Source organism: Micromonospora sp. NPDC000121 (genome assembly GCF_042899165.1).
Classification (GTDB): Bacteria; Actinomycetota; Actinomycetes; order Mycobacteriales; family Micromonosporaceae; genus Micromonospora.
This window is the reverse complement of sequence record NZ_JBIAZP010000010.1, coordinates 100,251-114,522: the sequence shown is the minus strand read 5'-3', so window position 1 is coordinate 114,522 and position 14,272 is coordinate 100,251. Positions and strand designations below refer to the sequence as shown.

6 protein-coding genes are annotated in these 14,272 nt (G+C 75.5%); all 6 read left to right on the top strand.

Features of this window, described 5'->3' with window-relative positions; translation table 11 throughout:
* Window positions 1-139 precede the first annotated feature (139 nt).
* Genes ACFY23_RS24955 through ACFY23_RS24930 form a run of 6 tightly spaced genes read left to right on the top strand, consistent with a single transcriptional unit; the run spans window position 140 to window position 14,260 of the window.
* Complete coding sequence (locus ACFY23_RS24955; RefSeq protein ID WP_350681876.1) at window positions 140-3,367, top strand: amino acid adenylation domain-containing protein; 3,228 nt, start codon at window positions 140-142, stop codon at window positions 3,365-3,367.
* Window positions 3,360-5,630 carry a beta-ketoacyl synthase N-terminal-like domain-containing protein gene (locus ACFY23_RS24950; RefSeq protein WP_350819267.1) on the top strand — a complete coding sequence of 757 codons (2,271 nt, stop codon included), beginning with the start codon at window positions 3,360-3,362 and terminating at the stop codon, window positions 5,628-5,630. The genes ACFY23_RS24955 and ACFY23_RS24950 overlap by 8 nt, the downstream gene beginning before the upstream one ends.
* Window positions 5,630-5,896, top strand: coding sequence for a phosphopantetheine-binding protein (locus ACFY23_RS24945; RefSeq protein WP_350687485.1), 267 nt, complete (start codon window positions 5,630-5,632; stop codon window positions 5,894-5,896). Before ACFY23_RS24950 ends, ACFY23_RS24945 begins: the two co-directional genes overlap by 1 nt.
* The gene (locus ACFY23_RS24940) at window positions 5,896-9,360 is read left to right on the top strand and encodes an amino acid adenylation domain-containing protein (protein WP_350819266.1); all 3,465 of its coding nucleotides are present in this window, start codon (window positions 5,896-5,898) and stop codon (window positions 9,358-9,360) included. The genes ACFY23_RS24945 and ACFY23_RS24940 overlap by 1 nt, the downstream gene beginning before the upstream one ends.
* On the top strand, window positions 9,360-12,248 hold the full coding sequence (locus tag ACFY23_RS24935; protein WP_350687066.1) for a beta-ketoacyl synthase N-terminal-like domain-containing protein: 2,889 nt from the start codon (window positions 9,360-9,362) through the stop codon (window positions 12,246-12,248). Before ACFY23_RS24940 ends, ACFY23_RS24935 begins: the two co-directional genes overlap by 1 nt.
* Entirely contained in the window at window positions 12,245-14,260 is a 2,016-nt protein-coding gene (locus ACFY23_RS24930; protein WP_350819265.1) for an amino acid adenylation domain-containing protein, read from the top strand. Before ACFY23_RS24935 ends, ACFY23_RS24930 begins: the two co-directional genes overlap by 4 nt.
* Window positions 14,261-14,272 lie beyond the last annotated feature (12 nt).

The following is a 14,272-nucleotide window of genomic DNA, read 5'->3' as shown; positions in this document are numbered from 1 at the left end:
GCGCGGCGGGTCGGGGCGCGCAGCACCGCCGAGGCGGTGAGGTCGTGCGGCTGTCCGGCACCTGACCGGGAGGTTTTCCCCGCCGGGGCGGGGAAGGTCGCTCTGCCGGACGGGACGTGCGGCGGACCACGATCGACGCATGGTTCGTACCGGTCGTGCTTCCTTCGCTCAGGAACGACTCTATTTCCTCAACCAGCTCCAGCCCGGCAATCCGGCGTACGTGGTGGCCTTCGCGGTCCACCTGCGGGGCGCGCTGCGGCCCGAGGCGCTGCGCGGGGCGCTGATCCGCGTCGTCGCCCGGCACGACGCCCTGCGCACCACCTTCGCGCTGGACGACGGGGTGCTCACCCAGCGGGTGTCGCCCACCCCGCACGCGGACATCGACGTCCAGGCGGGCGGGTGGGCCGACCGGGCCACCCAGGAGACCTACCTGCACACCCTGGTCGCCGAGCAGGCCCGACGCCCGTTCCGGCTCGACGACGGGCCGGTGCTGCGCGCCTTCCTGCGCTCCTGGGGCCCGGACGAGCACACCCTCGCGGTGCTGGTGCACCACATCGCCTGCGACGGCTGGTCGGTGGGCCTGCTGCTGCGGGACCTCGCCGCGGAGTACAACGCCGCGGTGTCCGGCCCGGACGCGCACGCGTACGCCGAACCGGCGGAGTCCTACCTGGCGTACGCGCGGCGGCAGCGCGAGTCCTGGGAGCGCGACAGCTCCGGGCTGGACTTCTGGCGCGCCGAGCTGCGGGACGTCCCGCAGCTCGCGCTGCCCACCGACTTCCCCCGGCCGAGCGTGCTCAGCGCCCGCGGCGCGGTGCTGCGCCGCCCGGTCGAGCCCGCGCTGGTCGAGCGGCTGACCGGCTGGGCCAGGTCGCGGGGCGCGACGCTGTTCGCGGTGACGCTGGCCGCGTACGCCTCGGTGCTGTCGCGGTACGCGCGCCAGGACGAGGTGGTGGTCGGGGTGCCGGTGGCCAACCGGATGGACGAGGCCGAGGAGCGGATCGTCGGCTGCCTGGTCAACACGCTGCCGATCCGGCTCGACGTGTCCGGCCGGCCGGGCTTCGCGGAGCTGGTCGAGCGGGCCCGCCGGGCCAGCATGGCCGCGTTCGCCAACCAGGACGTGCCGTTCGAGCAGATCGTGCGGGCGACCGTGGGGGAGCGGCAGCTCAGCCACGCGCCGCTGTTCCAGACCTCCCTGACCGTGCAGAACTTCCCGTTCGCGTTCCCCGAGTTCGACGGGGTGAAGCTGACCGAGGTCGACGTCGAGATCGACGTCACCAAGTTCGACCTGGGGCTGACCCTCGACGTGTCCACCGGCGCGCCGTTCCTGCGCGCCGAGTACAGCACCGAGCTGTTCACCCCGGAGACCGTCACCACGCTGCTCACCCACTACCTGACCTTCCTCCGGTCGGTCGTCGACGAGCCGGACGCCGAGCCGTCCATGGTGGACGCGGCGGAGCGGCTGCTGCTGACCGAGGGGCTCAACCCGCCGATCCCGGAGAAGCCGGCCGCGCACCCGTCGGTGCTGCGCCGGTTCGCCGGCCATGTGGCGAACTCCCCGGACGCGGTGGCCGTGCGCCACCGGGACGTCGAGGTCACCTACGCCGAACTGGACCGGTGGGCCGGGCGGATCGCGGCGGGCCTGGCCGACCGGGGCGTGCGGCGCGGCGACCGCGTCGGGCTGCTGCTGCGCCGTTCGCCCGCGGTCATCGCGGCGATCCTCGGCGTGTGGAAGCTTGGCGGCGTCTACGTGCCGCTGGACCCCGAGTACCCGCAGCAGCGCCTCGAACTCATCACGGCCAACGCCGCCATGCCGATCATGCTGGTGGAGGCCGGCACCGCCGACCTCGCCGCCGCGTTGGCGCGGGGCCGCGACATCCGGCTGGCCGACGCGCACACCCTCGACGGGGCGTCCGTCGTCGCGGAGACGTTCCCCGGGCCGGGCGACCAGGCGTACGTCATCTACACCTCCGGCTCGACCGGGGTGCCCAAGGGCGTCATGGTCGGGCACGGCGGCCTGGACGCGCTGAACAGCCCCACCCCGGCCGGCCTCGACGTCACCGCCGCCGACGTGTGGCTGGCCGCGAGTTCGTTCTCGTTCGACGCCTCGGTGTGGGAGATGTGGGGGGCGCTGACCACCGGCGGCCGGCTGGTCATCGCCGACCAGGCCGACCTGGTGGACCGGGAGCGGCTCGCCGCGCTGGTGCGCCGCGAGGCCGTCACGGTGGTGTTCCAGACCCCGGGCGCGCTCTACCGGCTGCTGCCCCCCTACCTGCGGCTGCTGCGCGCGGACGAGGTCTCCAGCATCCGCTACGTCGTCCTCGGCGGCGAGGCGTTGAGCTGGTCGCGGGTCACGTCGCTGGTCGCCGGCGCGCCGGGCATGCGCGCGGTGTTCGTCAACATGTACGGCATCACCGAGGGCACCATCCACGTCACGATCGTCCAGGTGCCCGCCGCCGACCTGGCCCGGGTCAGGGAGGGCGACATCGGCGTGCCGCTGCCGTCGGGGCGCTGCTACGTCCTCGACGACGACCTGCGGCCGACCGGTCTCAACGTGCCCGGGGAGCTGTACTGCGGCGGCGTGCTCGTCGCGCACGGCTACGTGGACAACCCGGAGCTGACGGAGGCACGTTTCCTGCCCGACCCGTACGGCGGGGGCGTCATGTACAAGACCGGCGACGTGGTCAAGTGGGGCGTCGACGGAAACATGGTGTACCTCGGCCGCAACGACACCCAGGTGCAGCTGCGCGGCTACCGCGTCGAGCTGGCCGAGGTCGAGGGCGCGTTCCTGACCCACCCGGCGGTGCGCTCGTGCGCCGTCGCGGCCGAGAACGACCAGCTGATCGCCTTCGTCGTCGGTGACGTCGGCCCGGACGCCGAACGCGAGCTGCGCGCCCACGTGCGGGCGATCCTGCCGGCGTACATGGTGCCGTCGCGGATCCTGACCGTCGCGGCGATCCCGCTCACCGCGCACGGCAAGGTGGACACCGCCCGGCTGCTGGCCGACAGCCGCGCCGCGCGCACGGCCGCCGCGCCCGCCGCGCGACGCGAGCACACCGCCGGCACCGGGTTGGAGGAGCGGATCCGGGCCGCCTGGGGCGAGGTGCTCGACCGGGGCGACATCGGGCTGCACGACAACTTCTTCGACCTGGGCGGGCACAGCTTCGCGCTGATCGCGTTGCAGCAGCGGCTGTCCGAGGAGGGCCTGGAGATCTCCGTGACGGACCTGTTCCGCGCCGGCACGGTCGCCGGCTGCGCCGCGCACCTGCAACAGGCGGCCCCCGTGGTCGCCGACGCCCACGCGGCGCAGCGCCGCCAGGGCCGCGCCCTGCTCGCCGCCCGCCGGGCCGGGGCAGGCAGCCGTGGCTGAGCTCGACGACAGCGCGGCCGTGGCCGTGGTCGGCATGGCCGTCCGCGTCCCCGGCGCCGAACGCGACCTGGACCTGTTCTGGCACCACGTGGTCGACGGCGTCGACGCGGTCACCTTCTTCACCCCGGAGCAGCTCGTCGGGTGGGGCGTGCCGAAGGACCTGGTGGAGCGGCCCGACTTCGTGCCCGCCCGGGCGGTGCTGCGCGACGCGGACCGCTTCGACCACCGGCTGTTCAGCTACTCGCCGTCGGACAGCGCCCTGATGGACCCGCAGCAGCGGATCCTGCTGGAGTGCGCGTGGGCCGCCCTGGAGCACGCCGGCCACCCGCCGGTCGCCCCCGACGGCAACCGGATCGGGGTGTACGTCGGCACCGGCCTGAACGTCTACCTGCTCGACAACGTGTGGCCCGACGAGCGCGCCGTCGAGGCGGCCGGCGGCCTGGGGCTGATCATCGGCAGCGACAAGGACTTCGCCAGCACCCGGATCGCGTACAAGCTGAACCTGCAGGGCCCGGCGCTGACGCTGCAGACGGCCTGCTCGACGTCGCTGGTCGCGGTCCACCAGGCGGCGCAGGCCCTGCTGACGTACGACGCCGACCTGGCGCTGGCCGGGGGCGCCACGGTGGCCCCGCCGACACGGCGCGGGCACCTGCACGAGCCCGGCGGGATCTTCTCCGCCGACGGCCGCTGCCGGGCCTTCGACGCCGCGGCCGACGGCACCGTGCCCGGCGACGGCGCGGGCGTGGTGGTGCTCAAGCGACTCGCCGACGCGCTGCGCGACGGCGACACCGTGCACGCGGTGATCCGCGGCTCCGCGATCAACAACGACGGCTCCCGCAAGGCGGGCTTCACCGCGCCCGGCCCCACCGGCCAGGCCGGCGTGATCTCGGCCGCGCTGGACGTGGCCGGCGTCGACCCCGACACCATCGGCCTGGTCGAGACCCACGGCACCGGCACCGCGCTCGGCGACCCGATCGAGGTGGCGGCGCTACGGCAGGTCTTCGACACCGACCGGCCCGACCGGGCGCCCTGCGCGCTCGGCGCGGCCAAGTCGGTCGTCGGGCACCTGGACACCGCCGCCGGGGTGATCGGCCTTATCAAGACGGTGCTGGCGCTGAAGCACCGCATGATCCCGCCGATCGCCCACCTCGCCACGCCCAACCCGGCGGTCCGGCTGGACGGCTCGGTGTTCGAGCTGCCGGCGGCGGCCCGCCCCTGGACGCCGATCGACGGCGTACGCCGGGCCGGCGTCAGCGCCTTCGGCATCGGCGGCACCAACGCCCACGTCGTGCTGGAGGAGGCCCCGGCCGCCCGGCCCCGGCCGCGCCGCCACGTGACCGAGCTGGTCCTGGTCTCCGCCAAGACCGCCGCCGCGGCGCAGGACAGCGTGGACCGTGTGGTGGCGTGTGCAGCCGGGACGGCGCCCGGGGAGCTGGCCGACCTCGCGTACACGCTGCGGACCGGCCGGGCGGAACTGCCGTGGCGGGCCGCGTTCCTGACCGGGCCGCACGGCTCACCGCCGACGGTCCGGCAGGTCGCCGCCAAGGCGCGGGCGCGCGGCGTGGCGCTGCACCTCACCGGGGCCGGCGAGCTGACTGGCAACCGGCCCAACTACGACGCCGACCCGGTGTACCGCCGGGTCGTCGACGAGGGCGTGGCGCTGCTGCGCGGGCGCGACCTCGACGAGGCCGTCCGGGAGCGCTGCACCCGGCTGCTGGCCTCCGTCGGCCTGGCGTGGTCGCTGCGCAGCCGGGGCGTGGCCCCGCGCGCCCTGGCCGGCACCGGCCTCGGCGCGCTGGCCTGCGCGGTCGTGGCCGGGATCATGTCCGTCGCGGACGCGCTGGCGCTGATCCGCGGCGCCGACGTCGACGGCAGCCGGCTCCGCCCGCCGGACCTGCCCGTCCACACGTCCGGCGGAGAGCCGCTGACCGAGTACGACGACCTCGCGTACTGGCGGGCGCAGGCGGCCGAACCGCCTGCGCCGGCGACGCCGCCCGTCGACCTCGACCAGGTGCTCTGGATCGAGGTCGGCACGAGCGTCACCCCGCACCTGGGCCCGGACCAGCCCGTGTTGCCCGCCGACCGGCACGCCCGGCTGCTGGCGACCGTCGGCGCGCTGTGGCAACTGGGCGTCGTCGACGCCTGGGACCCCACGCACGACACCGGCCGGCGCCGCGTGCCGGCCCCCACCTACCCCTTCGCGGCCACCCGGCACTACCTGGACGCCCCCGCGACCCGACTGGACACAGAGAGGCACCACTGATGCGCGACGTACACGACCGGACCTGGGCGGCCGAGTTCGAACAGCTGTGGATGGAGGTGCTCGGCGTCGACACCGTCGACGACGAGGACGACTTCTTCGACCTCGGCGGCCACTCGCTCAGCGCGCTGCGGCTGAGCACCCTGATCCGCCAGGAACTCAACCTCGCGGTGATGTTCGGCCACGTGCTGGAGAATCCCCGCTTCGCCGACCTGCGGGACATCGCGAGCCAGGTGCCGCTGGACAAGCCCGTGACGGAGAGCGTGTGATGGCGGCACCCGACCTCACCGCCTGGGCGCCGCTCGCCGCGCAGCTGCTCGGCCTCGCGCCCGAGCAGCTCCGGGACGCGGCGGCCACCGAGTCGTTTGTCGGCCTGGGCGGCACCTCGCTGCAGGCCATCGCGCTGGTCTCGCTCGGCCAGCGCGAGCTGCGCGCGCACGTCGACAGCGCCCGGCTGCTGTCGGCGCTGCCGCTGGCGCAGGCGCTGGCCGGCGCGGTGGACCACGTGGACACCGCGCCGCCGGTGGCCGCCCAGCGGCCCGCCGAACTGGAGCTGCTGCCCGGCCAACGGTCCATGCTGGCCGCGCACCTGCTCGACCGGGACGCGCCGTACCACCTGATGTTCACCCTCGAGGCGGACGGGCCGCTCGACGCGGCCCGGACCCGCTCGGCGCTGCGGGAGCTGGCGACCCGGCACGAGGCGCTGCGCACCCGGTTCGTCCGCGACCCACGCCAGGCCCGGATCGTGCTGCCCGCGCCGTACGAGCCCCGGCTGCTGCACCAGACGCTGCCCGGCGACGACCCGGTACGCGCCATGCACGACCTCTACGGCCGGTCGGCCGCGCGGTTGCTGCGCCCCTTCGAACAGCCGCCGGTCGTCTTCGTGTTGACCCGCGCCGGGCAGCGCGACCTGCTCACCATGCTGGTGCACCACACGATCAGCGACGGCTGGAGCATCGGGGTGCTCTGGCGCGAGTTCGCCGAACTCTACGCGGGCGCCGCTCCGGCCAGCCCCGCGCCGTCGCCCGACTGGGTCGGCTCGCGGCTCGCCGCGCGGGAGAGGGCCGGGGCGGTGGACGAGGCGCTGGCCCGGGTCGCGGACCGGCTGGACGGCGCGCCGTGGACGGTGGCGCTGCCCACCGACCTGCCGCCGGTCGTCGAGGCCGACGGGCGTGGCGCGCGCCTGCCCTTCCACCTCGACGCCGCGACGGCGCAGGCCGCGACCGAGCTGGCCCGGCACTGCCGGGTGACCGTGACGTCGGTGGCCATGGCGGCGTGGGCGCTGGCCGCGTCCCGCCGCGCCGGCCTGACCGACCTGGTCCTCGGCGTGCCGGCGGCGGGGCGGTTCGAGGCGGGCATGGACACCATCGTGGGCCTGTGCACCCGGGTCGTCCCAGTGCGCTGCGCCGCGCCCGACGACGTCCGCGTACGCGACCACGTACGCGGCGTGGCCGCCGCGCTGGCCGAGGCGGCCGCCGACGCCGACGTGCCGTTCGAGCGGGTCGTCTCCGGGCTCGGCGTCAGCACCGACCCCGGCCGCAACCCGCTCGCGCAGCTCGGCTTCGCCGCCCACCACGAGCTGGTACCCGACGAGCTGGTCGCGGGCGGCCGCACCTGGCGGGTGCACGAGGGCCACTGCCACGGCGCGGTGTTCGACGCGCTGCTCTACCTCCAGTCGTGGTCCGACCGTCCCCGCTTCGCCCTGGAATACGCCACGTCGGCGCTCACCGCCGCCGACGCCGGGGAGCTGGCCGAGTCGTTCCAGGCGGCGCTGCGGGAGATGGCCGCGGACCCGGACGCGGCCCTGCGCGACGTCACGACCCTGTCGGCGGGGCAGCACGCCCGGCTGGGGGCGCTGGGCGCGGGCGGGTCGCACGACACCGCCGACGACGTGTGGAGCCGGTTCGCGGCCCACGCGCAGGCCGCGGGCGAGCGGACCGCGCTGGTCGACGCGCACGCCGGGCTCACGCTGACCTACCGCGACCTGCACGAGCACGCGGTCGAGCAGGCGCGGCTGCTGCACGCGCACGGCGTGCGCGCCGGCGACGCGGTGATCCTGGAGGTGCCGCGCTCGGCCGCCGAGGCCGTCGCGGTGCTGGGGGTGCTGCGGCTGGGCGCGCACTACGTCGCAGTCGACCAGCACGCCACCGCCGAGTGGCGGGCGCACCTGGCCGCGGCCGTCGCGCCACGGGCCCGCCTCGGCGCGGGCGCGCCCGGCCCCGAGTGGTCGGGCGCGGCCGACTGCCCGCTCGCCCGCCTCGACGGGGCGGCGCAGCCGAAAGACGGTCCGGTCGACGCGGCGCCGGCCGACGCGGCGCGGACCGCGTACGTCTCCTTCACCTCGGGCTCCACGGGCGTGCCCAAGGGCGTGGTCGTGCCGCACCGCGCGGTGCTGCGGCTGGCCGACGACCTGCGGCTGTTCGCCGACCCGGCGGGCATGCGCATGATGCGGCTGTCCCCGCTGGCGTTCGACGCGTCCACGCTGGAGCTGCTGGTGCCGCTGGCCAACGGCGACACCGTGGTCGTGTTCCCACCCGGGGAGCCGACGCCGAGCGGCCTGGCCGGGTTCCTGCGCACCGCCGGGATCACCCACGCCTGGCTCACCTCGGGGGTGTTCCACCTGGTCGCCGACCACCGCCCGGACGCGTTCGCCGGGCTGCGGCAGGTGTTCACCGGCGGCGGCGTGGTCTCCCCGGCGCACGTGCGCCGGGTGCTGCGGGCCTGCCCGGGGCTGCGACTCACCAACGGCTACGGCCCCACCGAGAACACCACGTTCACCACGACGTACTCGGTCGACCACGCCGACGCGACGCCCGACCCGCTGCCGATCGGCACGGCGGTGCACGGCACCGACCTGTACGTCGTCGACCCGTCGGGGCGTCTCGTCCCGCCGGGCGCGGTCGGCGAACTGTGGGCGGCGGGCACCGGGCTCGCCGACGGCTACCTCGACGACGCCGCACGCACCGACGCGTCGTTCTTACGGCACGCGGGCCTGGGACTGCGCCTGTACCGCACCGGGGACCTGGTGCGCTGGGGTGCGGACGGGCAACTGCGCTTCCTGGGCCGCAACGACCGCCAGGTGAAGATCGCCGGGCACCGGGTGGAACTGGTCGACGTCGAGCGCAGGCTGCGGGCGCAGCCCGGCGTTCTGGACGCGGTGGTGTTCACCACCGGCGACCCGGTGACGGGCGTACGCCTGTGCGCCGCGCTGAAGCCCGCGCCCGACGGCCTTGTCGTGGCCGACGTGCGCCGCGCGGTGGAGGCCGAGCTGGCCCCCTACGCCCGGCCGCGGCAGTGGGTGACCGTGGCCGAGTTCCCGCTCGACCGCAACGGCAAGGTCGACTTCCGTGCCCTCGGCGCGCTGGCCACGGTGCCGCAGCCCGCCGCCCCGACGCCCGCCGTTGCCGCGTTGCCCGCCGCTGCGACGGCGACCGCCGACGCGACGGCCGGGCAGTCGGCGCGGATTCCCGCCCAGCGCTCGGCGTCACTCGCCGAGTTCGAGGAGCTGGTGACGGGGGCCTGGGTGGAGGCGCTGGGCACCGACGACTTCGACGTCGACGAGGCGTTCTTCGACGTCGGCGGGGAGTCGCTGCGGCTGGCCATCGTGCGCCGGCTGCTCCAGGAGCGGCTGGCCGGCCGGGCCGTCCCGCTGACCGACCTCTACCGCTTCCCGACCGTCCAGACGCTGGCCCGGCATCTGCACGCACAGACCGAAGGAGCAGGCACATCCTGATGAACGGCGACATCGCGATCGTAGGCATGGCGGGCCGGTTCCCCGGCGCCGCCGACGTCTGGGAGTACTGGTCCAACGTGGCCGCCGGGAAGATCACGATCAGCGAGCTGACCCGCGGCGAGCTGCTGGCCGCGGGCGTGCCCGCCGACCGGCTCGACGACCCGGCGTACGTGCCGGCGCGCGGCGTGCTGGCCGACCCGGACCTGTTCGACGCCGCCTTCTTCGGCATCACGCCGCGGGAGGCCGAGACCATGGATCCGCAGCACCGGCTGCTGATGCAGACGGCGTGGGCCACGCTGGAGTCCGCCGGCCTGGCCACCCGCGAACCCTTCGGCCGGGTCGGCGTGTTCGCCGGGGCCGGATTCAACTATTACGCGCTGCACCACGTGTTCGCGCAGCCCGGCCTGGTCGAGACCCAGGGCCTGCTGTCGGTGGTGCTGGGCAACGAGAAGGACCACCTGGCCGCGAAGGTCGCGTACCGGCTGGACCTGGGCGGTCCCGCCGTCACCGTGCAGACCGCCTGCTCGACGTCGCTGGTGGCGGTGCACCTGGCGTGCCAGAGCCTGCGCACCGGCGACTCGGACGTCGCGCTCGCCGGCGGCGCCTGCGTGGCCGTGCCGCAGCGGGCCGGCTACCTCTACGAGACGAAGGGCATCATGTCGCCCGACGGCACGTGCCGACCCTTCGACGCCTCGGCCGACGGGACCGTCCCCGGCAACGGCGTCGCCATGGTGGCGCTCAAACGCGCCGAGGACGCCCGCCGCGACGGAGACACCGTGTACGCCCTGATCAAGGGCTCGGCGGTGAACAACGACGGCGGCATGAAGGTCGGCTACACCGCGCCCGGCATCGCCGGACAGATCGACGTGCTGACGCGCGCGTACGCCGCCGCCGGCGTCGACCCCGCGACCGTCGGCTACCTCGAGGCGCACGGCACCGCCACCGAGGTCGGCGACGCGATCGAGCTGGCGGCGCTGACCGAGGTGTTCCGTCGCGGCGAGCAGCCGTGCTCGATCGGCTCGGTGAAGGCCAACGTCGGCCACCTCGACGCGGCGGCCGGCGTCACCGGGCTCATCAAGGCCGCGCTGGCGCTGCACTTCCGGCAGATCCCGCCGCTGGCCGGGCTCAAGCAGGCCCGACCCGAGCTGCTCGACGGGTCGACCCCGTTCACCGTGGACAGCGTGGCCCGGCAGTGGGATTCTCCGGGCGGCCCACGCCGGGCGGCGGTCAGCTCCTTCGGCCTCGGTGGCACCAACGCCCACGTCGTGCTGGAGGAGGGCGACGCCTCGGCCACGCCCGGTCCCGCCGTGCCCGAGGCCCGCACCGAGCTGATCGTGCTGTCCGCGCGCAGCCCGGAGGCGGCCCGCGAGGCCGCCGAGCAGCTCGGTGAGCACCTGCGGCAGCGCCCCGACCTGGCCGTCGGCGATGTCGCGCTGACGTCGCAGACGTACCGCAGGCACTTCCCGCACCGGCTCGCGGTCGCCGCGCGGGACGTCCCCGCGGCGCTGGCCCGGCTGCCCAAGGCGCCGGTCCGCGAGGCGGCGCGCCGGCCCAGCGTGGTGTTCCTGTTCCCCGGGCAGGGCGCGGAGTTCCCCGCCATGTCGCGGGGCCTCTACGACCGCTACCCGTCCTTCCGGGCCGACCTCGACCACGGGGCGGAGCTGCTGGCCCCGGTCCTGGGGCTCGACCTGCGCGACGTGCTGGTCAACGACGACCCGCACGGGATCGTGCACCGCACCGACGTCACCCAGCCCGCGCTGGCGCTGCACGAACTCGCCCTCGGCGAACTGCTGGTGTCGTGGGGCGTCCGCCCAGCGGCGTTGATCGGCCACTCGATCGGCGAGTTCGCGGCCGCGGCGCTGGCCGGTGAGATGGCCGCCGACGACATGCTGCGCCTGGTCGCGACCCGCGGCAGGCTGATGCAGGACGCGCCCGAGGGCGGCATGCTGGCCGTGCTCGCGCCGCTGTCCACCGTCGAGGAGCAGCTCGCGGGCCTGGACGGCCTCGACGTGGCCGCGCGCAACGCCCCCGAGTTCGTCGTGGTCGCCGGGCCGGTGGCGCAGCTCGCCGCGCTCCGGGAGCGCCTGGCAACGGCCGGGGTGCACTGCCGGGCGTTGCCCGCGCAGCGCGCCTTCCACTCGCGGATGATGGCCGACGCGGCACGACTGCTCGGCGACGAGGCCGACCGCATCGTCCAGCACCCCCGCACCGTTCCGGTGGTCAGCAGCATCGACGGCGTACTGCTCGGCAAGGGGCTGCCCCGTGCCGAGGGCTACTGGGCCGCGCAGTTGCGCAGCCCGGTGCGCTACCACGACGCGCTGCTGACCGCGCTGGGCCTACCCGACCCGGTCCTGGTGGAGGTCGGGCCGGGCACCGCGCTGACCGGCATGGCCCGGCAGACGACGCAGGACCGGGGGCGGGTGCCCACGTTCGCCCTGCAACCCCGGCCAAGGGCGCAGGTCGACGCCGGTGACGTGCTCGCCGGACTCGGCGGGCTGTGGACCGCCGGAGCGGCCGTGGACTGGGCCGCGGTGCGCGGCGAGACCGGCGCGCGGCGGGTCGCGCTGCCCACGTACCCGTTCGCCCGCACCCGGCACTGGCTCGACGCCGCACCGGCGACACCGGCCGCCGACCTGCAGGAACCGGCGCCGCCCTCCGCCGGCACCGGCGAGACCGAGGTGGTGGACGAGATCATGGAGCTGTGGGGCCGGATGCTCGGCACCCCCGACATCGACCCGGACGCGAACTTCTTCGTGCTGGGTGGCGAGTCGCTGCTGTTCATCCGCATGATCACCCAGGTGCAGCGCAGGTTCGGGGTGCGCATCGCGGTGGAGGCCCTGTCCGCCGACCCCACGCCGCGGGCGCTGGCGGGGATGGTGACGGCATGAGCGGCCACGACGATCTCGATCTGGTCGCGGCGGTGGCGGCCGTGCTCTGCCACCGCCTCTCGGCCGCGACGTCGGTCGCCGTGCACGGCCCGCGGGGCGACGTCCTGGTGCGCGTCTGCCCGGACAGCACCCTGACGGAGGTACGCGAGCAGGCGCGCCGCCGACAGCAGGAGCCGGTGTCCGCGGACGTCGTGCTGGCCGCGCCCACGACGGGTCGCCCCGGGGCGGAGGCGGTCCTGGCCGGGGTGCCGGTCCGGTTCGCCCGGCACCACGGCGAGCCCGCGTACCTGCAGGAGCGCCTGGACACCCTGCACGCCTGGCTCACCGCCCACCCGGACCGGCCGGTGCGGGAGGCCGCGCTGGTCGGCCCGGCGGAGCGCCGGACGCTGCTCGGCTTCAACCCCGCCCCGACGCCCGCGCCGCGCACGCCCGTGCACGAGACCATCTGCCGTCAGGCGACGCTCACCCCGGACGCCGTCGCGCTGCGGGGCGGCGGACGGGACCGCACCTACCGCGAGTTCCTGGACGAGGCGGCGGCGCTGGCCGGGCGGCTGCGCGCCGAGGGCGTGGGACCCGGGTCGGTGGTCGGGCTGTGCACCGAGCGGAGCCCCGAGATGGTGGTCGCGGTGCTCGGCGTCCTGCTGGCCGGCGGGGCGTACCTGCCGCTGGACCCGTCCCACCCGCGTCCCCGGCTGGACCTCATGCTCCGCGCGGCCGACGCGGCGCTGGTGCTGGCCGACGACGCGGGGCGGGCGGCGCTGGGCGCCGGCGGCGGGCCGGCCGTGCCCGTACGGCCGCTGACCGGCGGTGACCTGCCCGCCGCGCCCGTCGACTGGCGCGACTACCGGGCCCCGGAGGAGGTGGTGCGGGGGCTGTCGTACGTCATCTTCACCTCCGGCTCCACCGGGGCGCCCAAGGGCGTGCAGATGACGCACCTGTCGTTGGCCAACCGGCTGGTGTGGATGCAGGACGAGTACCGCATCGGCCCCGGCGACGTGGTGCTGCAGAAGACGCCGTACACCTTCGACGTGTCGGTGTGGGAGCTGCTGTGGGCGTTCATGACCGGCGCGACCCTGGTCACGGCCGAGGCGCAGGCGCACCGCGACCCGCAGGAGATGGTCGACGTCATCGCCCGCGAGTCGGTGACCACGGTGCACTTCGTGCCGTCCATGCTCGCCCTCTTCGTCGAGGAGGCCGGCCTGGGCCGCTGCACCGGCCTGCGCCGGGTCGTCTGCAGCGGGGAGTCGCTGCCACCGAAGCTCGTCAACAAGCTCACCACCGTCCTGCCGCGGGTCGAGGTTCACAACCTGTACGGGCCCACCGAGGCCGCCATCGACGTCACCGCCTGGCCGTGTCGCCGGCCCGAACCGGACGACACCGTCCCGATCGGCCGGCCGATCACGAACGTCGCCGCGTACGTCCTCGACGAGCACGGCGCGCTCGCCCCGCTGGGCCTGCCCGGGGAACTGGTCCTCGGCGGCAACTGCCTGGCCCGGGGGTACGCCGGACGGCCCGACCTGACCGCGGAGCGGTTCGTCGAGACGGATGTCGCCGGGTGGCCGCAGCGGGTGTACCGCACCGGCGACCTGGCCTGGTGGTCGCCGGAGGGGCACCTCCACTACGGCGGGCGCATCGACACGCAGGTGAAGATCCGCGGTCAGCGGGTGGAACTCGGCGAGATCGAGTCGGTGCTCAACCGGCACCCGGCCGTCGCCAACAGCGTCGTGCTGCTGCGCGACGACCTGGGCGCCGCGGCGACGCTCGTGGCGTACGTGGTGGCCGAGCGCGACGCCGACCCGCAGGGGGTGGCCGAACGCGCGCTGCGCGCCTTCATGGCGCAGCAGGTGCCCGACTACATGGTGCCCCTGCGGTACGTGGTCCTGCCGGAGCTGCCCGCGACCGCGAACGGCAAGGTCGACCGGCGTGCCCTGCCCGCCCCGCCGGCCCGGGTCCGCCGGCGCGTCGCGACCGCCGACGTCGCCGCCGAACTGTCGAACGTCGGGCATCCATGACCGGGCCGGTGA

Excerpts from the sequence above, each read along its gene's own strand:
- ACFY23_RS24955 (WP_350681876.1), top strand. The coding sequence starts at position 140 with ATGGTTCGTACCGGTCGTGCTTCCTTCGCTCAGGAACGACTCTATTTC.
- ACFY23_RS24945 (WP_350687485.1), top strand. The coding sequence starts at position 5,630 with ATGCGCGACGTACACGACCGGACCTGGGCGGCCGAGTTCGAACAGCTG.
- ACFY23_RS24940 (WP_350819266.1), top strand. The coding sequence starts at position 5,896 with ATGGCGGCACCCGACCTCACCGCCTGGGCGCCGCTCGCCGCGCAGCTG.
- ACFY23_RS24935 (WP_350687066.1), top strand. The coding sequence starts at position 9,360 with ATGAACGGCGACATCGCGATCGTAGGCATGGCGGGCCGGTTCCCCGGC.
- ACFY23_RS24930 (WP_350819265.1), top strand. The coding sequence starts at position 12,245 with ATGAGCGGCCACGACGATCTCGATCTGGTCGCGGCGGTGGCGGCCGTG.